At 72.3% G+C, this 21,647-nt stretch carries 20 protein-coding genes and 1 riboswitch; of the genes, 11 read left to right on the top strand and 9 right to left on the bottom strand.

The window, feature by feature from the left end:
- A complete protein-coding gene (locus AB0J33_RS15290; protein WP_363613827.1) occupies positions 1 to 522 on the top strand; it encodes a DUF6286 domain-containing protein in 522 nt (173 codons plus the stop codon).
- Positions 519 to 1,079 (top strand): hypothetical protein, encoded by a 561-nt coding sequence (locus AB0J33_RS15285; protein ID WP_363613825.1) that lies wholly within the window; start codon positions 519 to 521, stop codon positions 1,077 to 1,079. Before AB0J33_RS15290 ends, AB0J33_RS15285 begins: the two co-directional genes overlap by 4 nt.
- Positions 1,080 to 1,109: 30 nt before the next feature.
- Here AB0J33_RS15285 and AB0J33_RS15280 read toward each other — a convergent pair whose 3' ends face one another.
- The gene (locus tag AB0J33_RS15280; protein WP_363613822.1) at positions 1,110 to 2,057 is read right to left on the bottom strand and encodes a TerC/Alx family metal homeostasis membrane protein; all 948 of its coding nucleotides are present in this window, start codon (positions 2,055 to 2,057) and stop codon (positions 1,110 to 1,112) included.
- Between the two features lie 203 nt (positions 2,058 to 2,260).
- Here AB0J33_RS15280 and AB0J33_RS15275 point away from each other — a divergent pair, with 203 nt between their 5' ends.
- Positions 2,261 to 2,653 (top strand): FKBP-type peptidyl-prolyl cis-trans isomerase, encoded by a 393-nt coding sequence (locus AB0J33_RS15275; RefSeq protein ID WP_363613820.1) that lies wholly within the window; start codon positions 2,261 to 2,263, stop codon positions 2,651 to 2,653.
- Positions 2,654 to 2,725: 72 nt separating this feature from the next.
- Here AB0J33_RS15275 and AB0J33_RS15270 read toward each other — a convergent pair whose 3' ends face one another.
- Entirely contained in the window at positions 2,726 to 3,112 is a 387-nt protein-coding gene (locus AB0J33_RS15270) for an STAS domain-containing protein (protein WP_363613818.1), read from the bottom strand.
- Between the two features lie 262 nt (positions 3,113 to 3,374).
- Between AB0J33_RS15270 and AB0J33_RS15265 the strand changes: the two genes are divergently transcribed.
- Complete coding sequence (locus tag AB0J33_RS15265; protein WP_363613816.1) at positions 3,375 to 4,391, top strand: SMP-30/gluconolactonase/LRE family protein; 1,017 nt, start codon at positions 3,375 to 3,377, stop codon at positions 4,389 to 4,391.
- Positions 4,392 to 4,582: 191 nt separating this feature from the next.
- Here AB0J33_RS15265 and AB0J33_RS15260 read toward each other — a convergent pair whose 3' ends face one another.
- Positions 4,583 to 5,851, bottom strand: coding sequence for an Ig-like domain-containing protein (locus tag AB0J33_RS15260; protein WP_363613814.1), 1,269 nt, complete (start codon positions 5,849 to 5,851; stop codon positions 4,583 to 4,585).
- A gap of 814 nt (positions 5,852 to 6,665) precedes the next feature.
- Here AB0J33_RS15260 and AB0J33_RS15255 point away from each other — a divergent pair.
- Complete coding sequence (locus AB0J33_RS15255; protein ID WP_363613812.1) at positions 6,666 to 7,622, top strand: sugar phosphate isomerase/epimerase; 957 nt, start codon at positions 6,666 to 6,668, stop codon at positions 7,620 to 7,622.
- Between the two features lie 22 nt (positions 7,623 to 7,644).
- Entirely contained in the window at positions 7,645 to 9,744 is a 2,100-nt protein-coding gene (locus AB0J33_RS15250; protein ID WP_363613810.1) for a PQQ-dependent sugar dehydrogenase, read from the top strand.
- Between the two features lie 86 nt (positions 9,745 to 9,830).
- Here AB0J33_RS15250 and AB0J33_RS15245 read toward each other — a convergent pair whose 3' ends face one another.
- From AB0J33_RS15245 to pdhA, 4 genes are all read right to left on the bottom strand, one after another.
- Positions 9,831 to 11,510, bottom strand: coding sequence for a right-handed parallel beta-helix repeat-containing protein (locus AB0J33_RS15245; protein WP_363613808.1), 1,680 nt, complete (start codon positions 11,508 to 11,510; stop codon positions 9,831 to 9,833).
- A gap of 129 nt (positions 11,511 to 11,639) precedes the next feature.
- A complete protein-coding gene (locus AB0J33_RS15240) occupies positions 11,640 to 13,013 on the bottom strand; it encodes a dihydrolipoamide acetyltransferase family protein (protein ID WP_363613937.1) in 1,374 nt (457 codons plus the stop codon).
- Positions 12,998 to 14,002, bottom strand: coding sequence for a transketolase C-terminal domain-containing protein (locus AB0J33_RS15235; RefSeq protein ID WP_363613935.1), 1,005 nt, complete (start codon positions 14,000 to 14,002; stop codon positions 12,998 to 13,000). Before AB0J33_RS15235 ends, AB0J33_RS15240 begins: the two co-directional genes overlap by 16 nt.
- Positions 13,999 to 15,198, bottom strand: a complete 1,200-nt coding sequence (gene pdhA, locus AB0J33_RS15230; RefSeq protein ID WP_363613933.1) for a pyruvate dehydrogenase (acetyl-transferring) E1 component subunit alpha — start codon at positions 15,196 to 15,198, stop codon at positions 13,999 to 14,001. Before pdhA ends, AB0J33_RS15235 begins: the two co-directional genes overlap by 4 nt.
- A gap of 135 nt (positions 15,199 to 15,333) precedes the next feature.
- Between pdhA and AB0J33_RS15225 the strand changes: the two genes are divergently transcribed.
- Positions 15,334 to 15,777, top strand: a complete 444-nt coding sequence (locus AB0J33_RS15225; protein ID WP_247669675.1) for an Lrp/AsnC family transcriptional regulator — start codon at positions 15,334 to 15,336, stop codon at positions 15,775 to 15,777.
- A gap of 10 nt (positions 15,778 to 15,787) precedes the next feature.
- On the opposite strand, the gene AB0J33_RS15220 is transcribed toward AB0J33_RS15225, so the two are convergent.
- Complete coding sequence (locus AB0J33_RS15220) at positions 15,788 to 16,810, bottom strand: DNA primase small subunit domain-containing protein (RefSeq protein ID WP_363613806.1); 1,023 nt, start codon at positions 16,808 to 16,810, stop codon at positions 15,788 to 15,790.
- 58 nt (positions 16,811 to 16,868) lie between these two features.
- Here AB0J33_RS15220 and AB0J33_RS15215 point away from each other — a divergent pair, with 58 nt between their 5' ends.
- From AB0J33_RS15215 to AB0J33_RS15205, 3 genes are all read left to right on the top strand, one after another.
- The gene (locus AB0J33_RS15215; RefSeq protein ID WP_363613804.1) at positions 16,869 to 17,600 is read left to right on the top strand and encodes a histidine phosphatase family protein; all 732 of its coding nucleotides are present in this window, start codon (positions 16,869 to 16,871) and stop codon (positions 17,598 to 17,600) included.
- Complete coding sequence (locus AB0J33_RS15210) at positions 17,584 to 18,453, top strand: NAD(P)H-hydrate dehydratase (protein WP_363613802.1); 870 nt, start codon at positions 17,584 to 17,586, stop codon at positions 18,451 to 18,453. Before AB0J33_RS15215 ends, AB0J33_RS15210 begins: the two co-directional genes overlap by 17 nt.
- 79 nt (positions 18,454 to 18,532) lie before the next feature.
- Entirely contained in the window at positions 18,533 to 19,033 is a 501-nt protein-coding gene (locus AB0J33_RS15205; protein WP_363613800.1) for a hemerythrin domain-containing protein, read from the top strand.
- 60 nt (positions 19,034 to 19,093) lie between these two features.
- On the opposite strand, the gene AB0J33_RS15200 is transcribed toward AB0J33_RS15205, so the two are convergent.
- Positions 19,094 to 19,900, bottom strand: a complete 807-nt coding sequence (locus AB0J33_RS15200) for an SDR family NAD(P)-dependent oxidoreductase (protein WP_363613798.1) — start codon at positions 19,898 to 19,900, stop codon at positions 19,094 to 19,096.
- Between the two features lie 149 nt (positions 19,901 to 20,049).
- Positions 20,050 to 20,139: riboswitch (ZMP/ZTP riboswitch) on the top strand.
- 19 nt (positions 20,140 to 20,158) lie between these two features.
- Here AB0J33_RS15200 and AB0J33_RS15195 point away from each other — a divergent pair.
- Positions 20,159 to 21,595, top strand: coding sequence for a glycine hydroxymethyltransferase (locus tag AB0J33_RS15195; protein ID WP_363613796.1), 1,437 nt, complete (start codon positions 20,159 to 20,161; stop codon positions 21,593 to 21,595).
- Positions 21,596 to 21,647 lie beyond the last annotated feature (52 nt).

Here is a 21,647-nt window from a genome sequence, read left to right as displayed (position 1 = left end):
ATGCGCAGCGCCAACCGCGTCGCCACGCTGCTGCTGGCCACCGCCCTGCTCGTCGGCGGCGCGGTGGCGGCCGTCCAGGCACTGCTGCTCACCCTGCACCGTCGGACGCCCCTGGACACCACCGGCTGGTTCGACACGGTGAGCGGCACCCGGTGGCGCGATCCGACGGTCCGCGCGGTGTCCGCCGGGGCGCTGCTGCTGGGCCTGGCCATCCTCGTCGCCCAGCTGCGCCGCTGGACACCGGTCCGGTTGCGCACCGACGAGCGCGACGGCTGGTACCTGCACCGACGCTGTGTGGAGCGGCGCCTCGCTGACGCCGCCAACACGGTGCCGGGCATCCGCCACGCCCGGGTCCGGGTTCGGCGGCGCGGCGGCCAGTGGCGGCCCCGGGTCCGCGCGACCGGCGACCCGGCCGCCCGAGCGGAGATCGAGTTCGCCGTGCACCAGGAGCTGCGACACCTCGCCGCACCCCGCCCCGGGCAGATCGACGTCCGGCTGCTGCCCCGCCGGCGGCCGGCGTGACCAACGCCGGGCACCGACTGCTGTGGACCATCATCGCGCTGCTGCTGGTGGCCGGCGGCGCGGCGGCGTTGGCGGCCAGTCTCGGCGAACTGCCCGGCGTCGACCCGGCGGCGATGCTGCTCAGCGCCGACCTGATGGACCGCTGGCGGATGGCCGCGCCGTGGAGCACCCTGGCGGCGGCGGTCGCCGGGGCGCTGGTCGCCCTGGCCGGGCAGCGCCTGCTGGCCCGGGAGCTACGCGGCCCCGGCGGCATGCTGCGCGGCACCCTCAGCCGATCCGGGCGCCGGCCGGGCCGGACCCGGGTCGCCACCGACGTCCTCGCCGACGCGCTCGTGCGCGACCTGACCGGCGACCCCGGCGTACGCCGGGCCCGGGTGGTGCTCACCGGCACGCCACCCCACCCCGACCTGTGGATCCGGGTGGACCTGACCGCCGACGCGCCGACCGCCGGCGTACGCGAGCACGTGCGCGCCGCCGTCCGCCGGTTCGCGGCGACGACCGACTGCCAGCCCGCCCACCTCGACGTGACCGCCCGCATCGAGCCCGGCCACCCCTGACCCCGACCGCTGGTCCCGGAGCCTGACGGCTCACCCGGCGGTGCGACGGCGGTGCCGGGCGGTCAGGATGCTGGCACCGATGGAGACCGCCAGGGTCAGCAGCACCACGGCGAGGGTCAACCAGACCGGCAGTTTGCCCACCGGCGTCTCGGCGAGGATCAGCTTCAACCCGGCGAAGGCCAGCAGCAGCGCGAGCCCGTACCGCAGGTAGCCGAAGTGTCGCAGCAGGCCGGCGAGGCAGAAGTAGAGGCTGCGCAGCCCCAGCACGGCGAACGCGGTAGCCGTCCAGACCAGGAAGGTGTTGGTGGTGATGGCGAGGATCGCCGCCACCGAGTCGATGGCGAAGACCACGTCGGTGGCCTCGATGGCGACGAGCGCCACCAGCAGCACCGTCGCCATCCGCCGGCCGGCCACCCGGGCGGTGAACCGGTCGCCGTGGTAGCGGACGTCGGTGGGCACCAGTCGTCGGAACAGCCGGACCACGACGTTGCGTTCCGGGTCGACGTCCGGCTTCCCGCGTACGGCCAGCCGCCAGCCGGTCCAGATCAGGAACGCGCCGAGCACGAAACCGGCCCAGGTGAGCCGGTCCAGCAGCTCGGCGCCGGCGAAGATGAACAACAGCCGGAAGACGAGCGCCCCCACCACACCCCAGAACAGCACCTTGTGCTGGTAGCCCGGCGGCACCTGGAAGTAACCGAAGAGCAGCGCGAAGACGAACACGTTGTCCACCGAGAGCGCCTTCTCCAACAGGTAGCCGGAGAAGTAGGCGATGGCCGAGTCCCCGCCGAGGCCCCACCAGACGACCAGCCCGAACAGCAGGCCCGCGCCGATCCAGACGGCGCTCCACAGCAGCGCCTCGCGGAGCCCGATGACGTGGTTGTCCCGGTGCAGCAGCACGTCCACGGCGAGCATCACGGCGATCACCGCGCCGACCGCCGCCCAGGCCCACAGCGGGACCGCGACCGTCGCCTGAGCCACCGACGCCCTCCGCATCGATCACGGTGCACCGCCCGTCACCAGGCCGGCCGTTTCGAGCCTAGGTGAACGGCCGACGCGACATCGGGCGGTCCGACGAAGTCGGGTCGGCGCAGGTGGCGGGTCCGCCGGACATCGGTGCGGGGTGATCCGGCAGGATCGACGGTGACCGGACACATCACCCAACAACGGCAGGAGATCCCCGCATGAACCAGGCAGCAGGCGCCCGACCGGGCAAGCCCGAGGTTGGTCCGATCGAGGGTGCACCGCCGGCCGACCTCGTGGTCGAGGACATCACCGTGGGCGACGGCCCGCAGGCCGAGCCGGGCCAGCTGGTCAGCGTGCACTACGTCGGCGTGTCGCACTCGACCGGCGCCGAGTTCGACTCGTCCTGGAACCGGGGCGAGGCGTTCGAGTTTCCGCTCGGTGGCGGTCAGGTCATCGCCGGCTGGGACCAGGGCGTCGCCGGCATGCGCGTCGGCGGCCGTCGCCGTCTGACCATCCCGCCGCACCTGGGGTACGGCGACCGCGGCGCCGCCGGCGTCATCAAGCCGGGCGAGACGCTGGTCTTCGTCGTCGACCTGCTCGGCGTGCGCTGATCGAACGTCGGGGGTCGCCGGCCCACGCCGGCGGCCCCGCGCCTCGTGCGGGGCCCGTCTCGTCGACCGGGGTCAGGCGGCCAGTTGCAGGTCGGTGGCCGCGGCCACCGGGCGACGGGCGGCCTCGATCACCACGGTCGGCTCCAGGATCGTCATCACGCGGTGCAGCCCACTGACGCGCAGCACCCGTGCCACCACCGGGCTCGGGTCGACCAGGACCAACTCGCCACCGCGGGCCCGCACCCGCAGATGCGCGGCGAGCAGCGCCCGAACGCCGGCGGCGGAGAGCAGCCGCAGCTCGGACAGGTCCAGCTGGAGCACCGGGCGGGCCGGCGCGGACCACAGCGCGGACCGGAACCCGGCCACCGTGGCGATGTCGACCTCGCCGGCCACCCGCATGAGGACCATCCGGTCACCCACGCTGACCTGCACGTCGAGCCGGTCGCTGTGCTCTTCCATGACCAGAAATCTAGTCCCCACCCCCGACACTTTCGCCCCTCCCGGGAGTGATTCCGGGTACGGCCAGGGGCTTACCCCGAGCTGTCCCCCCTCCCACTCGGGGTGGAGTCGGGGTCCCGGCCGGCCAGCGAGTCCGAGCGTGTTCTCCCGCCCGGCTCGCCGGGACCGCCGACACCGCCGACCCGGTAGCGGGCACGGACGCCGGCACGCCACGCGGGCGAGGATTCGGAGTCGGGCGTCATGGCCGGTGGAGAATAGGCCGATGCTGATCCCCCGGCCCCGGCCGCCCCGGCTGATCCGTCCCGTCCGCGAGCCGGCGACCAGTCCGCCCGCGCTGGCCGGGCCGTGGGCGCCCACCGACCGGCGGCTCGACGAGGCCGAGTTGCTGCCCCTCCCCCGGGGAGCGGCCGGCCCGGAGGACGTGCTGGTCGACGGTGCCGGCCGGGTGGTCAGCGGCGACGAGGACGGTCGGCTGTGGTGGTGGCCGGTCGACGCGCCGGCCGGCACTCGGCCCCAACTGCTGGCCGAGACCGGTGGCCGTCCACTCGGGATCGAGCTGGACCCGTCCGGCGAGGCCCTGGTGGTCTGCGACGCGTACCGCGGGTTGCTACGGGTCACCCCCGACGGCGCGGTACGCGAACTGACCGGGACGGCGCCGCCGGTGCACCTGGCCAACAACGCGACGGTGGGCCGCGACGGCACCATCTACTTCACCGACAGCTCCGACCGCTTCCCGGTCTCGCACTGGAAGCGGGACCTGCTGGAGCACCGCCCCAACGGCCGGGTGCTGGCCCACCATCCGGGCAGCGGCCGGACCGAGGTCGTGGCCGACGGGCTGTACTTTCCCAACGGGATCGCCCTGACCCCGGACGAGTCGGCGTTGATGCTCGTGGAGACCAGCACCCACCGCCTGCTGCGCGTCGAGTTGGGCGGCGGAGTGCGGGTCCTCGCCGACCTGCCCGCGTACCCGGACAATCTCGCCTCGGTGGGCGACGGAACGTACTGGATCGCGCTGCCCAGCCCACGCGTGCCGATCGCCGAGCGGTTGCTGCCCCATCCGCGGCTGCGCCAGATCGCCGCCCTACTGCCCGATGCCATGCAGCCGCAACCACGCCGCTACGGGCTGGTCGCGCTGGTCGACGGCACGGGCGCGGTCCGCCGGACGCTGCACGGCCCGAACGGGCACTACTCGATGATCACCGGGGTACGTCAGCACGGCGACCAGCTCTGGCTGGGCAGCCTGACCGGGCCCGGAGTGGCCCGGGTACCCCTGGGGTGACGGCCGGAAGACCACCGCCCGCCTACGCGCCGACCCTTGGCGCTCGACGGCCTCCCTGGCTGCGCCCGCCGCCGCGGGTCGCACCTGCGCGGGCGAGCGACCGGCGGCGACCGGACCGGTCCCCGTCGTGACGGGCCGGCCCGGTCGTGTCGCATGCGCTGTGTCAGCGGCCGCTGACCAAAGGCGCGGTGTCAGCGGCCGCTGACCGAAGGCGCCGGGGCGGGCGATCCGCCGGCCACCGCGCCCGGATGTGCCGGGGCGACCGGGGCGGGCTTCAGCCCGGGCGGTACCGGCAGGGCGCTGCCCCGAACGAACTCGTCCCAGCTCACGTTCCACGCGGTCCACCCGTTGCCCGGTTGCAGCTCCACCTCGGTGCCCTTGACGGTCACCAGGTCACCGACCTGCGTCACCCCCATCAACCAGTCGGCCGCGGTGGCGGACACGTTCGCGCAACCGTGCGAGACGTTCGTGTTGCCCTGGTCCCCCTCCGACCAGGGGGCGGAGTGGATGAACTCGCCACCCCAGGTGTAGCGCTGGGCGTCGTCGACGTCGACCACGTAGCCACCGTCCGGCTCACCCCGGGTGTCGAAGGTGACCCGCTCGTGCTTCTCCATGATCACCATCTTGCCGCTGGAACTCGGCGTGCTCGGCTTACCGAGGCTGACCGGGATCCGGCGGACCTGCTTGCCGTCGCGCAGCACGGTCATCTGCTTGGTGGCGTTGTCGATCTCCAGCGAGACCTGTCGTCCGATCTTGGAGGTCGCGGTGCGCTCGGCGTCGCCGACCCGGTCCTTGCCGATCGGCAGACCCTCCAGACCGGCCCGAACGCTGATCGTGGTTCCCGGCTTCCAGAAATCGGGCGCCCGGTAATAGACCTGACTACCGTCCTCCAGCCACGACCAGGTGCCCGGCTGCGGTGGATTCGTCTTTACGAACAACCGCCGTTGCACATCCGCTCTGGCCTCTTTCGGAATTCCCGGGTCGAACGCGACCGTAACCGGCATGGCCGTGCCGTACGTCCGATTGCCGACGAAATAGAGCGTGCTGGTGATCTGCGGTTTGGTCGACTTGGCCATCGTCGTGAACGTGGTGGTACGGGTGGTGCTGGCACCGGAGTCACCGGTCGCGGTCACCTCGGCGGTGTAGGTCCGTCGTGGTTGCAGCGGCGCGCTCGGCACCCACCCCGAGCCGTCCTCGCGCGGCTCGGCCTTGACCTGCTTGCCCTTGTCGTCGGTGAGGCGTACGCCAGTGACCCGCCCACCCTTGACCACGGTGCCCACCTCGGCGCTGACCGGGACGTCGCGGGCCTTGTCCCCCGGTGTCACGGCGAGTTCCGGCGCGGCGGCGTGCTTCTTGGCCGAGCCGGTTGCCGACTCCCGGTCGAAAGTGCACCCACCCAGGACGAGTGGTGCGGCTGCGATGGTTACCGCCAACAGCGTCAATCGCCGCCTAGACGTCATGTTTCAGTCCCCCCGTTTTCGGCTTCCCTCCGCCACATTCTTGCCCGCCTGCGGCTGCCATTCGCGGCATTCGGCAATAATCGGTGGCCCATTTATTGCCGCATTTTCCGGCAATGTTCCCATTGGCGGAACAGGGGTTCAACCGACCCGTGTCGTGCGCTTCGCTCCGCATGAGCGACGCGACGTCGACTGTCCGGATGCCGGGCCGGCATCCGGGCCGGCATCCGGGCCGGTAGCCGGGACCTGACGGTCGGCCGCGGCGGGGACCAAGGTCGACCGGCGCGTGATCCACTCGGGTTTCTTGAAGTCGCGGTATCAGGACGCCCCGGATGCCGCGACTTCCGTGAAACCGAGTGGATCACGCGCCGGGGCCCGAGGCGGCCCGACCGAGGCGGCGCCGGGGCCGAGGCGGCCCGACCGGGCGGCCCGACCGAGGCGGCGTCGGGGCCGAGGCGGCCCGACCGAGGCGGCCCGGCCAGCTCCGGAAGTAGAAGGTCAGGCCGGGTGGCGCACGTCGTGGGCGGACTTTTGTCAGCTGGAGCGAAACTTCTGCCGAACGCGACGAAGCTTTGCCTTCGTCAGGGGGCGAGGGTAGGGTCTCGATCTAGATAGAGGGTTGCCCATTCGTCGATCAACTTGCCGCCACCTCTGCCGGGTCGCCGCGTACCGCTCCCGATGGGTCCGGGCCGCACCCGCGCGCCGTCCCTCACCGTCCAGCCGGAGCCCGCCTCCGGCCGGTTCGGCGCGCCCGGCAGACGGCAGTCAGGTCGACCGCCGCCGACGGCGTACCCGCCGTCAGGAAGGGACCACCACCATGGATCAACAACTCAACCGACCGGGGCCGACACCGGCGTCCGAGCCGGTCAGCCGGCGTGGCGTGCTGCGCGCCGCGACCGTCTCCGCCGCCGCCGTCGGCGCCGCCGGTCTGCTCGCCGGCCCGGCCACCGCCGCACCCTCGGGACAGCCCCAGGGCCGCCGCCGGGTGCCGGTGGACCGGATCAGCATCCAGCTCTACACGCTGCGCGATCAGCTCGCCGCCGACCTGCCCGGCACCCTGGACGCGCTGCGCCGGATCGGCTACCGGCGGGTGGAGCACGCCGGTTTCGTCGGACGCACCGCCGCGCAGTTCCGGGCCGCGCTCAACGAGGCCGGGCTGCGTGCCACCTCCGGGCACACCGGCATTCCGCAGCCCTTCGACGACGCCGCCTGGGAACGATCCCTCGCCGACGCCAACGTGGTGGACTGCAAGAAGATCGTCCACCCGTACTTCGGTCGGGACGCGAGCGGTCAGCCGATCCGGGACCCGGCCGTCTACCGGGCCCTGGCCCGGGACCTGAACCGCGCCGGTCGGCTCGCCGAACGGGCCGGGCTCGAGTTCGGCTACCACAACCACCAGCTCGAGTTCGTGCCGCTGACCGGCGGTTCGACCGGGTTCGACATCCTCACCTCGCAGACCGACCCCCGGTTGGTCCACTTCGAGCTGGACCTCTACTGGACCTGGCGGGGCGCCCACGACCCGGTCGACGTGATCCGGGCCAACCGTGGCCGGATCCGCCAGGTGCACGTCAAGGACCTCGACGCCGAGGCTGGTTTCGCCGACCTCGGTGACGGCGTCATCGATTTCGGCCGCATCTTCGCCCACGAGCGGGAGGCCGGCATCGAGGAGTACATCGTGGAGCGTGACGACGCGGGCACCGCGCCGCGCTCCCCCGCCGACGCCCTCGACACCGCTCGCGTCGGCTTCGACTATCTCGCTTCACTTCGGTACTGAAAACACCCGGGGGACACACCTGATGAGAAGGACCGCATTCGCGTCCGCCCTGCTGCTGGTGACGGCCGGTCTGGCCGTACCACCGGCGGCAGCGGCCGCAGCGCCGGCCGCGCCGCCGGACAGCAGCTTCCAGAAAGTGACACTGAACGACTTCCCGGGCGAGCCGATGAGCCTCGCCGTCCTGCCCGACCTGCGGGTGCTGCACACCTCCCGTACCGGTGAGGTCCGCATCCACGACCCGCGCACCGGGCTGAACACCCTCGCCGCCGACATCCCGGTGTACGAGCACGACGAGGAGGGGTTGCAGGGGGTCGCCATCGACCCGAACTTCGCCCAGAACAAGTGGGTGTACCTCTACTACTCGCCGCCGCTGGACACGCCGGTGGACGACCCGGCGACCCCCGGCGTCAACGAGGGGGACGCGCCGGAGACCGGCACCGCGGCGGACTGGCAGCGGTTCAAGGGCGCGCTGCGGTTGTCCCGGTTCAAGCTGGACGGGACGAAGCTGAACCTCGCCAGCGAGCAGCAGATCATCGACGTGCCGACCGACCGGGGCATCTGCTGCCACGTCGGCGGCCAGATCGACTTCGACAGCAAGGGCAACCTGTACCTGTCGACGGGTGACGACACCAACCCGTTCGCCTCCGACGGCTACGTCCCGATCGACGAGCGGGCCGACCGCAACCCGGCCTTCGACGCCCAGCGCACCGCGGCCAACACCAACGACCTGCGCGGCAAGCTGCTGCGCATCAAGGTGAAGAACGGTGGCGGTTACACGGTGCCGGCCGGCAACCTGTTCAAGCCGGGCACGGCGCAAACCCGTCCGGAGATCTACGCGATGGGGCTGCGCAACGCGTTCCGGTTCGCCGTCGACAGGCGTACCGACAACGTGTACGTGGGCGACTACTCGCCGGACGCCTCCAACCCGAACCCGGAGCGCGGCCCGGCCGGGCACGGCCGATGGATGCTCGTCGACAAGCCGGCGAACTACGGCTGGCCGTACTGCGTGACGCCGACGATCGCCTACCGCGACTACGACTTCGCCACCGGCGAGTCCGGTGCCAAGTTCAACTGCAAGCGCCCGGTCAACGACTCACCGCACAACACCGGCAAGCGCGTGCTGCCGCCGGTCGAGCAGCCGGAGGTCTGGTACGCGGCCGCCGCCTCGGCCGAGTTCCCGCAGCTGGGCACCGGCGGCATCGCTCCGATGGGCGGCCCGGCGTACGAGTACGACGGCACCAGCACGTCTCGCACCCGCTGGCCGGCCTACTACGACGGGGTGCCGCTGTTCTACGAGTGGACCCGCGACTACATCAAGGAGTTCCGCCTCGACTCCGACGGCGACGTGACGGACATCCGTCCGGTGGCACCGTCGCTGGTGGTGGACAACCCGATGGACATGGAGTTCGGCCCGGACGGCGCGCTCTACGTCCTGGAGTACGGCGACGGCTACTTCGCCGAGAACCCGGACGCGCAGTTGTCCCGGATCGACTTCGTGCGCGGCAACCGGACGCCGATCCCGAAGATCAGCGGCACCCCCACCGTCGGGCAGGCCCCGCTGACCGTCGCGTTCTCCAGCGCCGGCACCACCGACCCGGACGGTGACAAGCTGAGCTACGCGTGGGACTTCAACGCGGACGGCTCGGTGGACAGCACCGACCCGAACGCGAGCTGGACGTTCCCGGAGAACGGCTCGTACACGCCGACGTTGAAGGTGACCGACCGCACCGGACGGTCCGCCTCGGCGTCCCTGCCGCTGGTGGTCGGGCCGACCGCGCCGGTCATCGAGTTCGTCACTCCGGAGGCCGGGCAGCCGTTCCAGTTCGGGCAGACGGTCGCGTACGAGGTGAAGGTCACCGACGACCTGCCGGTGGACTGCTCCCGGGTGAAGGTCACCTACGTGCTCGGGCACGATGAGCACGGGCACCCGCTCTCCACCTCGACGGGTTGCTCCGGCTCCATCCCCACCTTCGTGGACGGTGGACACAGCGGCGCGGACAACCTGACCGCGGTGTTCGTCGCGGAGTACACCGACGCGCCGACCGAGCCGGGCGTACCGCCGCAGTCCGCCTCGGCGACGGTGGTGCTGGACCCGACCCCGGTGGCCGGCCTGGCCGGCTGACCAGCTCAACCATGACAGCGGCGGTGGCCGGATCACTCCGGCCGCCGCCGCACGTCGTTGCGCTGACGCGCGCTGGGGGCGGGCGGTCAGCTCCAGTCGTTGTCCAGGTGGTTGTCCCGCCACCGGCCGCCGACCGGCGGGGTGTCCAGTCGCATCCCCTCGACGGCGTTGCCGGCCAGGTCGTTGTCCTCGACCCGGCAGTCCACGCAGCTGCCGCGCCCGGTGATCCACAGCCCGTGCGTCTGGGTCTGGTCGTCGTGGTTGTCCCAGATCCGGTTACCCCGGATGGTGGCCGAGTCGAACGGCGCGTCGATGGTGATCCCGGCCCGCCACCGGGGTGCGGCGGCCAACTCGTACGCGCAGCCCGGCGGCGGCACGTCACCGCTCCACGCGCTGATCGCGTCCGGGCGGACCGGGGCGAGGGTGAGTTCGTCGCCGGTGTTGGAGGCCACCATGGCCACGGCTCGACCGACCCGTAGGACCTTGCCCCGGTGCCCGTCGTGCGGCCAGTCGGCCGTCCGGTCCACCAGGCACCGCTCGCTGTAGCGGACGGCCTCACCCGAGCCGCCGGTGCCCTCGCCGTACTGCCGCCCGTTGTTGCGGATCCGGTTGTTGAGCAGCACCGCGTCGGTCATCTGGTGGTCGATCCGGACCGCGTCCAGCCCGTTGCCCCAGAACTCGTTGCTCTCGACCACCACGTCCCGGATCGTGCCCCGGTAGCCGCGGCCGAGGTCGTGCGCGTGGTAGCCGTGCCGGCCGTTGCCGCTGATCCGGTTGCCCCGCACGGTGTACGGGCCGGGGCTGTTGCCGATGCTGACCCCGTCGTACATGTTGCCGTCGATGACGCAGTCGGTGAGCAGACCACCTCGACCGGCCACGGACGAGGTGCCCTGCGCGGACACGTCGAAGCCGGTCTCCAGGTTGCCGGTGATCGTGCAGGCAGAGACGATCAGTCCGTCGGCGCCCCAGTCGGAGATGCCGAACCGGTTGCCCTGGCTGTGACAGCCGACGATGCGGTAGCCGCGCGGTGGCGGCCAGTAGTCCTTCTGCAGTTCCAGGAAGATCCCGTTGGTGCCGTTGGCCAGGGCGGTGCAGTTGGCGATCGTCAGCCGCTCCACCACTCCCCAGCCGCCGATGCCGATCCCGATGCCGGCGCCGCCCATCTGCTCGCCGTTGTCCAGTCGGCCACAGCCGACCACCATCACGCCGTCGATCAGCGAGTCCTGGAGGAAGTCGCAGCCCAGCCCGGTGGCCGCGGTGTGGTGGATGTAGAGGTTGCGGAAGACGCCCCGCACGACGTACTGGAGGCCGAGGCCCTTGGCCAGGTAGTTGTACTCGGCCATCGCGACCCCGGAGCCGTCGATCTGGAAGTCGGCGAAGGTGCAGTCGGCGATGTGCCGGTCCCGGTCGGCGCCGTGCTGCACGGTGGTCCAGAAGGCCAACGGTGTCGGGTCGGCCCGGTTGCCCTCGTTGCTGAGCATGAACCGGGTCGCCGCCGGGCCGGCCCCGATCAGCGACACGCCGCTGCGCCACACCGTGCCCGCGTCCCGAATCGAGTAGATGCCCGGCGGGCAGTAGATCACCCGGGCTCGTCCGTCGGAGGCGTACCCGGCGCCGAGGCGGTCCACGAGGTCGGCCAGCGCCGGCTGGTCGTTGGTCGAGCCGTCCCCGGTCAGCCCGTAATCCAGGGCGTTGCAGTAGAGCGGCGCGCCGGCTGAGGCGGGCCGGCGTACCCGGATCGAGTTGAGTAGCAGCTCGTTCGCCACGGGCCGGCTCCCTTCGACGCGTTCGGTTCGCTCCGGCGGGGCCGACTTCCCGATGACGCCGCCGGGAAACCCCGGACGTGCGTCGGCCCCGGCGCCGTGGGGGCAGCGCCGGGGCCGAGGGGGTACGGGTCAGACGGCGGCGATCAGCAACGCCGGGCGCTCCACGCAGTCGGCGACGTGCCGCAGGAAGCCACCGGCCACCCCGCCGTCGCAGACCCGGTGGTCGAAGGTGAGGCTGAGCTGGGTCACCTTGCGGACAGCGAGCTGACCGTCGAGCACCCACGGCTTGTCCACGATCCGACCGATCCCGAGCAGGGCCGCCTCGGGGTGGTTGATGATCGGCGTGGAGCCATCGACGCCGAACACGCCGTAGTTGTTCAGCGTGAAGGTGCCGCCGGTGAGCCGTGCCGGCGGCAGGCTGCCGGCGCGCGCGGCGGCGGTGGTCGCCGCCAGCTCGGCGGCCAGCTCGGCGGTGGTGAGCCGCTGGGCGTCGCGTAGCACCGGCACCAGCAGACCCCGGTCGGTCTGCGCGGCGATGCCCAGGTGCACCCCGGCGGACTGGACGATCCGCTGCGCCTCGGTGTCGACCCGGGCGTTGAGCTGCGGGAACCGGCGCAGCCCGCTGAGGCAGATCCGGGCCAGCAGGGCCAGGATGCTCACCGGCGCGTCGGGCGTCGCCGCGTTGATCGCGGCCCGGGTCTCCAGTAGCCCGGTGGCGTCCACGTCGACCCAGATGGTCACCTCCGGGATCTCCCGCCGGCTGCGGGAGAGCTTGTCGGCGATCACCTTGCGGACACCGGTGAGCGGGACGATGACGTCGCCGTCCCCGACCGGGCTCGGCGTGGCCCGCGGGTCCGGCACGGCCGTGAGCCGCGCGGCGGGCACGGTCAGCGCGGCCTGCACGTCGGCACGGCGGATCACGCCGCCGGGCCCGGTGCCCCGCACCGTGCCCAGGTCCACGCCGTGCTCGCGGGCCAGCCGCCGCACGATCGGCGAGATGACCAGGGCGCTCGTCGAGGCCGCGTCTCCGGCCGGGGCGCCGGACACTGTCTCGGCGGTACCGCCGGTCGCGTCGGCGCGGGCGGCATCGGCCGGCTCGGGGGCCAGGGCCAGGCGCGGTCGGCGCCGACGGCGGGTCGCCCCGCCGTGCCCGGTGCCGTAGCCGATCAGCACGTTGCCGGAGCCGGCCCGCTCCTCCTCGCGGTAGGTGGCGTGCCCGGCGGGTTCGTCGCCCCCGTCCAGCGGCGCGATGGTGATCAACGGCTGGCCGACCGGGCGTACCTCACCGACCGCGCCGTGCAGGGTGACCACCCGCCCGGCGTACGGGCAGGGCACGTCGACGACGGCCTTGGCGGTCTCCACCTCGACCACGCTCTGGTCGACCGTGACCACGTCACCCACGGCGACCCGCCACTCGACGATCTCGGCCTCGCTCAGCCCCTCGCCCAGGTCGGGCAGGAGGAAGACCTGCGTCCGTTCGGCGATGGTCATGCCGCCGCCCAACGCGCGTCCGGCTGGTCGTCCCACTGTAGGCGGGCCACCGCGTCGAGCACCCGGTCCACGCCGGGCAGGTGGGTGTGCTCCAGCATCGGCGCCGGGTACGGGATGTCCAGCCCGGCGACCCGCAGGACGGGGGCGTGCAGCGCGTGGAAGCAGCGCTCCTGCACCCGGGCGGCGATCTCGGCGCCGACTCCGGCGAAGCCGGGGGCCTCCTGGATCACCACGCACCGGCCGGTACGTCGGACCGAGGCGGTGATGGTGGCGTCGTCGAACGGCACGATCGTGCGGACGTCGACGACCTCCAGGTCCCACCCCTCCTCGCGGGCGGCCTCGGCGGCCTCCAGCGCGACCGGCACCGCCGGTCCGTACGCCACCAGGGTCGCGTCCCGCCCCGGACGGCGCACGACGGCCCGGCCGAACGGCTCGGTGCGGGCCGGCAGCGACGCGTCGGCGCTGGCGAAGTAGAGCTTCTTGGGCTCCATGAAGACCACCGGGTCGGGGTCGTCGATCGCCTCGCGCAACAGTGAGTACGCGTCGTCGACGGTCGCCGGGGTGACCACCTTCAACCCGGGGGTGTGCGCGTAGTACGCCTCGGACGAGTCGCAGTGGTGCTCGACCCCGCCGATCCCGCCCGCGTAGGGCACCCGGATGACGATCGGCACGCTCAGCGCGCCCCGGGTGCGGTTGCGCAGCTTCGCCACGTGCGAGGCGATCTGCTCGAACGCCGGGTACGCGAACGCGTCGAACTGCATCTCGACCACCGGGCGCAGGCCGGACATGGCCAGGCCGACGGCGAAGCCGACGATGCCGGCCTCGGCGAGGGGGGTGTCGAAGCAGCGCTTGTCGCCGAAGCGGGCCTGCAGGCCGTCGGTGATCCGGAAGACGCCGCCGAGCGCGCCGACATCCTCGCCGAAGACGACGACGCGGTCGTCGGCGGCGAGCGCGTCGGCCAGCGCGGCGTTGAGCGCCTTCGCCATGGTGGTGGCCATCAGGCGTCCCCCTCCTCGTCGCGGGCGGCGGCCAGTTCGGCGCGGACCTGCTCGCGCTGTTCGATCAGCTGCGGGGTGGGTTCGGCGTAGACGTGGTCGAAGAGGCTCAGCGGGTCGACCGCCGGCTGCTCGTGCATCCGGGTCCGCAGGTCCGCCGCGTACGCCTCGGCCTGCGCGGCGATCTCGGCGACCGCCGCGTCGTCGAGCACCCCACGGGCCCGCAGGTAGGTCTCCAGCCGGGCGACCGGGTCCCGGTCCCGCCAGGCGTCGACCTCGGCGCCGTCGCGGTAGCGACTGGCGTCGTCGGCGTTGGTGTGCGGCTCCATCCGGTAGGTGTGCGCCTCGACCAGGAACGGCCCCCTGCCGGCGCGGGCGTGCGCGACCGCCCGGGTGAGCACGGCGAGCACCGCGACCGGGTCGTTGCCGTCGACCTGCTCGCTCGGGACGCCGTAGCCGACGCCCTTGTAGGCAAGCGACGGCGCGGCGGTCTGCCGCGACAGCGGGACGCTGATGGCGTACCTGTTGTTCTGCACGAAGTAGACCACCGGCGCCTTGAACACGGCGGCGAAGTTGACCCCCTCGTGGAAGTCGCCCTCGCTGGTGGCGCCGTCGCCGATGAAGGCCAGCGCCACCGTGTCGCGACCCTGGTACGCCTCGCCGTGCGCCAGCCCGGCGGCGTGCACGCACTGGGTGGCGAGCGGGGTGCACTGCGGTGCGGTGTGCGCAGCGGTCGGGTCGTACCCGCAGTGCCAGTCGCCGCGCAGCAGGGTGAGCACCTCGACCGGATCGATGCCCCGGGCAACCAGCGCCATCGATTCGCGGTAGGTGGGAAAGACCCAGTCGGTGTCACGGACCGCGAGCACCGCGCCGACCTGGCATGCCTCCTGGCCCCGCGAGGACGGGTAGACGGCGAGGCGGCCCTGCTTGGTCAGGGCGGTGGCCTGGGTGTCGAAGCGGCGACCGAGCACCATCCGGCGGTACAGCTCGCGCAGCACCTCGACGGGTGGCTCGGGGTAGTCGGTGCGGGCGGGCAGCGGCGTGCCGTTCTCGGCGAGCAGGCGGACCGGCTCGGCGTCCGGCAGCAACGAGCGCGCCGGGTCGGGCGGGGTGACCGCCCGACGGGTGCGCGGGGATGCCCTGCGGACCGCCTGGGGAGTGGTCGTCACGGCGGAACCTCCTGGGACGTGTGGTGAGCCTATGCTTCCGCTTGTGGATGATTGACTCAAGATCGACACAGAAGGCGGGACGGTTGGCATGCGGAGGGCACACCGGTGAGCCAGGAGACCGCCGACGAAGCGAACCGGGGCGCGGGATCGGGACGATCGGCACGAGCGTTGGACGAGGTCGACCGGCGGATCCTCGACGAGCTGGTCCGCGACGGTCGGACGTCGGTGCGTACCCTCGCCGAACGGATCCACATCTCCCGCACCAACGCGTACGCCCGGGTGGAGCGGTTGCTGCGCGACGGGGTGATCACCGGGTTCCGGGCCCAGGTGGCGCCCGAGGCGGCCGGGCTGGGCACCTCGGCGTACATCGCCCTGACCATCGAGCAGAACACCTGGCGGGAGGTGTCGGCCGAACTGGCCCGGGTGCGCTACATCGAGCACGCCGCGCTGCTCGGTGGTGACCACGACGTGCTCGCGCTGGTCCGCGCGCCGGACAACGCCGCGCTGCGCGACGTGGTGTTGGGGCGGGTGCAGAGCATTCCCGGGGTGCTGTCCACCCGCACCTGGCTGGTCTTCGAGGAGTTCGACGGGGCCGGCAGCCCCTGGGCGTGACCGCCGGGGCTCAGCGCTCCGGCGGGGCCTCCAACCCGTCCCGGTCGGCCAGTTCCAGCAGCGGTTCCAGCGAGTGCCGGTCACCGTCCAGGCCGGCGTGCGGGTCGCCCCGCTCGGCGAACCGGGCCGGCATGCTGAGCACGTCGAAGTCCTCCGGGCGGACCTGGTCCAACTCCGACCAGTCCAGCGGCGCGGAGACCAGCGCGGCCGGCGTCGGTCGGATCGAGTACGCCGACGTCACCGTGTGGTCCCGGGCCATCTGGTTGTAGTCGACGAAGACGGGCCGGTCGCGCTGCTCACGCCACCAGGTCGTGGTGACCAGTTCCGGCAGCCGGCGCTGCATCTCCCGGCCCAGCGCGAGCACCGCCCGACGGCACTCACCGAAGCTCCACCGCGGCTCGATCGACAGGTAGACGTGCAGGCCCCGACCGCCGGTGGTCTTCGGGTAACCGGTCATGCCCAGCTCGGCCAGGAACGCCCGCACCCCGTGCGCCACCGGCACCACCTGCTCGAAACCGACGCCGGGCATCGGGTCCAGGTCGATGCGCAACTGGTCGGGGCGTTCCACGTCGGCGGCGGTGACCGGCCACGGGTGGAACCGCAGGGTGCCCAAGTTGGCCGCCCAGATGACCACGGCCAACTCGCTCGGCGCGATCTCGTCGGCGGTGCGCCCGCTGGGGAAGGTGATGTGCGCGGTCCGCACCCAGTCGGGCGCACCGGCCGGCAGCCGTTTCTGGTAGAACGCGTCACCCCGGTTGGTCTGCCGGGTGGCGATCGTCGCGCCCTCGAAGACACCGCGCGGCCAGCGTTCCAGCATGGTCGGCCGGTCCCGCAGAGCGCGCAGGATGCCGTCACCCACCGCCAGGAAGTAGCGGACCACGTCCAGCTTGGTCAGCCCCCGCTCCGGGAAGTACGGCTTGTCGGGGCTGGAGACGCGGACCAGCCGCTCCCCCACCTGGATCTCCTGCGCCGCCGTCGCCACGTCACCGAGGGTACGACCTGCGCGGACAACGGACGCCCACTGAACGGACATCGGCAGGGCGGATGGCCGGACACGGTTACCGGTGACGGCACCCGGGTAGGGGGGCCGCATGGCGGAACTGGCAACCCTCTGGATCGTCCGGCACGGCGAGAGCACCGCGAACGTCGCGGCGACGCACGCCGAGGCGTCGGGCGCGGAGCTGATCGACCTCACCCACCGCGACGCCGACGTGCCGCTCTCCGCGACCGGCGAGGACCAGGCTCGGGCGACCGGCCGCTGGCTGGCCGAGCTTCCGGACGCGAAGCGCCCGGACGTCGCGGTGGTGTCGCCGTACCTGCGCGCGGTGCAGACCTCCCGGTTGGCGCTGGCCGGCACCGGCATCCCCGTCCACCGCGACGAGCGGCTGCGCGACCGGGAACTGGGCATCCTGGACGGGCTGACCGGGCACGGGGTGCGGCGACGCTACCCGGACGAGGCCGATCGTCGGGCCCGGCTGGGCAAGTTCTACTACCGGCCGCCGGGCGGGGAGTCCTGGACCGACGTGGCACTACGACTGCGGACGCTGCTGGGCGACCTGCGCCGCGACCACGAGGGATGCCGGGTGCTGCTCTTCGGCCACGACGCGCTGGTCTTCCTGCTTCGCTACCTGGTGGAGGGGTTGACCGAGGACGAGCTGATGGCGCTCACCAAGCAGGAGGTGATCGCGAACTGTTCGATCACCGAGTGGTCGGCGGACGCCGAGGACCGCCTGGCGCTCACCGCCTTCAACCACGTCGAGCACCTGCGTCAGCAGGGCGCCCAGCCGACCAGGGAGGACGAGATCCATGCCGAACCGGTCTGAGGTGAAGGTGATCACGCCGAGGCTGCTGCGGGACTGGGCGCTGCCGGTGCCGGCCGGTGGAAAGGAGAGCCGGGGCACCGTGTTGGTGGTCGGCGGCTCCCGCTTCACCCCGGGCGCGGTCCTGCTCGCCGGGGTGGCCGCGCTGCGCGCCGGCGCCGGGGTGCTCCAGCTCGCCGCCGCCGAGTCCACCGCCGCCGCGCTGAGCATCCAGGTGCCGGAGGCACTGGTGGTCGGTCTGCCGGAGACCGCCGACGGCGCGGTGGCCGCCGACCGGGACGGTCAGCTCGGCGACCTGGTCGCGCAGGCAGACGTGGTGGCGATCGGCCCCGGCCTGAAGGCCATCGACGAGACCAACCGGCTGTTGGGCCTGGTCCTGGAGGCGGCCCGCCCGGACACGTCGCTGGTGCTCGACGCGTACGCCCTCGGTGCGCTCAGCCACGCGCCGGACCTGCTGATCGGCTCGGGTCGGCCCGTGGTGCTCACGCCCAACGTCACCGAGGCCGAGCACCTGCTCGGGCGGGACCCGGGCGACGACCTGGACGCCGAGGCGGCCGAGTTGGCCGTCCGGTACGAGGCGGTCGTGTCGCTGTACGGGCACGTGGCGGCCCCGGACGGGCGGGGTTGGCGGGAGGAGAGCGGCGATGCCGGGCTGGGCACGTCCGGCAGCGGGGACGTGCTGGCCGGGCTGCTGGCGGGGCTGCTGTCCCGGGGCGCCGACCCGGCTCAGGCCGCCTGTTGGGGCTCGTTCGCGCACTCGGTGAGCGGCCAGCGGCTGATTCCCCGCTACGGCCGGATCGGTTTTCTGGCTCGGGAGTTGCTCGACGAGATCCCCCGCACCCTGGCCATGGTCTGAGGCGTTTTCAGCTTGTTTCCGCATTCGACGTCGGGGTACCGGAGCCACACCAGCCACGATTTTCAGGGAGGTCATGCCGGTGTCGACCGATGCCATCGTCCTGCTCAAAGAGGACCACAAGGAAATGCGCCGCCTGTTCAAGGCCTTCCAGGACGCCGAGGAGGGTCCGGCGAGCCAGCGGCAGAAGCTGGTGGACCAGATCCTGGAGGCGCTGACGGTGCACACCTATCTGGAGAACGAGGTGATGTACCCGGAGGTCCGCCGGCTGCTGCCCGACCTGGAGGACGACATCCTCGAGTCGTACGAGGAACACCACGTCGCCGACGTGCTCTGCGCCGAGCTGGCCGGCATGGACGCCGCCGACGAGCGGTTCAACGCCAAGACGACGGTGCTGATCGAAAACGTCACACACCACGTCGAGGAGGAAGAGCAGGAGTGGTTCCCCAAGGTCCGCGACGCGCTGGGCCGCAAGCAGCTCCAGGAGATCGGCGAGAAGATGATCGCGCTGCGCGCGGACGCGCCGCGTACCCCCACCGAGCCGAAGGCGATCAAGAAGGCGATGGACGCGGTGACGGCCTGAGGCCGCCGCTCACCACGAAGGGCCCGGCAGTACGCCGGGCCCTTCGTCGTGCACCACAGGTCAGCTCCCCGATCCCGGCTCGGCCATCCGGCGGTGCTGCTCGGACTTGAGCCGGTCCGGGATGATCTTGCCGGCTGCGGTCTGCACCTTGTTCAGCAGCGAGCCGGCGGTAATCGTCTGATCACCCCTCATCATCGCCTCGAAGCCCTGCTCGGCGACCTTCGCCGGGTCGTCCTTGCGGCCCGAGCCCACCCGGGTGTCCTCCATCTCGGCCCGGTCGAAGAACTCCGTGTCGGTCGGCCCGGGCATCAGCGAGGTCACCGTGACGCCGGTGTCCTTCAACTCGTTGCGCAGCGCCTCGGCGAAGGACTGCACGAACGACTTCGACGCGTTGTAGACCGCCTGGAACGGCCCGGGCATGGTGGAGGCGATCGACGAGGTGAAGAGGACCCGGCCGGCGCCCCGCTCGACCATCCCGGGCAGCAGCCGCTTCGCCAGGTGCACCGTCGAGCGCACGTTGAGGTCGACGATCTCCAGCTCGTCGGCGAGGTCGGTGCCGCCGACGAAGGCGCCGCCGGCACCGCGACCGGCGTTGAGCGCCAGCGCGTCCAGCGGCCGTCCGGTCGCGGTCACGGCGGCCACCAGCTCCGTCACGCCCTGCTCGCGGGCCAGGTCGACGCGGACCGACCAGATCTGCGGGCCGCCGTCGCGGTGCAGCTTCTGTGCCGCCAGTTCGATGCCCTCGTCCTCGGCCGCGATCACCACGTCGAAGCCGTGCTCGACGAACTGCGCCGCCAGCTCGTACCCGATGCCGCTGGAGGCCCCGGTCACCAGGGCGAGCGGCCGGTCGGAGGTGGGTGTGGTCATGTTCTCGACTCCTTCTGTGCGAACCCTGGCCGCACCCGTGACGGTGCGGTGGTCCCCTACCGTGTGCCCCGCGACGCAACGCCCAATCACGTCGGCGGGGTCGCCTCCCGGAGGGCGGCCCGAACGGCCGGTTCCGGCCCGGTAGGATCGGCCCGGGCCGTTACTGGCGCGTGGGGATGGAGAACCATCGGGGAGCGGCCTCGTCACGTGGACGTTTGCCGAGCGCCTGGGCCTTCCCGCTTGTCTGTTGGAGGTCGCATGTCCCGCAACGCCGAGTCCACCGCATTCCGGAGTGCCCTCGAGGTGATCCGGGCTGTCGAGCCGCGGGTCGCCGACGCCATCGGCGCCGAGCTGACCGACCAGCGGGAGTCGCTCAAGCTGATCGCCAGCGAGAACTACGCCTCCCCGGCGACCCTGCTGGCCATGGGCAACTGGTTCAGCGACAAGTACGCCGAGGGCACCGTCGGCCGCCGCTTCTACGCCGGCTGCCAGAACGTCGACACCGTCGAGGCGCTCGCCGCCGAGCACGCCCGGGAGCTGTTCGGCGCGGCGCACGCGTACGTGCAACCGCACTCGGGCATCGACGCCAACCTGGTCGCGTTCTGGGCGGTGCTGGCCGACCGGGTGGAGTCCCCCGCCCTGAAGAAGGCCCAGGTCCGTCAGGTCAACGACCTCACCGAGGCCGACTGGTTCGCGCTGCGTCGCGAGCTGGGCAACCAGCGGATGCTCGGCATGTCGCTGGACGCCGGTGGCCACCTCACCCACGGCTTCCGGCCGAACATCTCCGGCAAGATGTTCGACCAGCGCAGCTACGGCACCGACCCGGCGACCGGGCTCATCGACTACGACCGGGTGGCCGAGGCCGCCCGCGAGTTCAAGCCGCTGATCCTGGTGGGCGGCTACTCGGCGTACCCCCGGAAGGTGAACTTCCGGATCCTGCGCGAGATCGCCGACTCGGTCGGCGCGACCTTCATGGTCGACATGGCGCACTTCGCCGGCCTGGTGGCCGGCAAGGTGTTCACCGGCGACTTCGACCCGGTGCCGCACGCGCACATCGTCACCACCACCACGCACAAGTCGTTGCGCGGCCCGCGCGGCGGCATGGTGCTCTGCCAGCCGGAGTTGGCCGACCAGGTGGACCGGGGCTGCCCGATGGTGCTCGGCGGTCCGCTGCCGCACGTGATGGCCGCCAAGGCGGTCGCGCTCGCCGAGGCCCGCCGGCCCGACTTCGCCGACTACGCCCAGCGGATCGTGGACAACGCGCAGGCGCTCGCCGAGGGGCTGCTGCGCCGCGGCGCGACGCTGGTCACCGGCGGCACCGACAACCACCTGGTGCTGATCGACGTGTCCGGCTACGGGCTCACCGGCCGGCAGGCCGAGCAGGCCCTCCTGGACTCCGGCATCGTCACCAACCGCAACTCGGTCCCGCAGGACCCGAACGGCGCCTGGTACACGTCCGGCATCCGGATCGGCACCCCGGCGCTGACCACCCGGGGCCTGGGCACCGCCGAGATGGACCAGACCGCGGAGCTGATCCACACCGTGCTGGCCCAGACCACCGCCGGCGCCAACGCCGACGGCACCCCGTCGAAGGCGAAGTACACCCTCGACGCCGACCTGGCCGACAAGGTCGCCCGCCAGGCCACCGACCTGCTGGCCACGCACCCGCTCTACCCGGCGGTCGACCTGAGCTGACTCAGCGACCCGCGTCGATCATGGAGTGGTGGTGCCCGAGTCCGGGTGAGTG

The organism is Micromonospora sp. NPDC049645, assembly GCF_040675155.1.
Classification (GTDB): domain Bacteria; phylum Actinomycetota; class Actinomycetes; order Mycobacteriales; family Micromonosporaceae; genus Micromonospora.
Note: the sequence above shows the minus strand (reverse complement) of the source record. Positions and strands in the feature narration are given on the sequence as shown.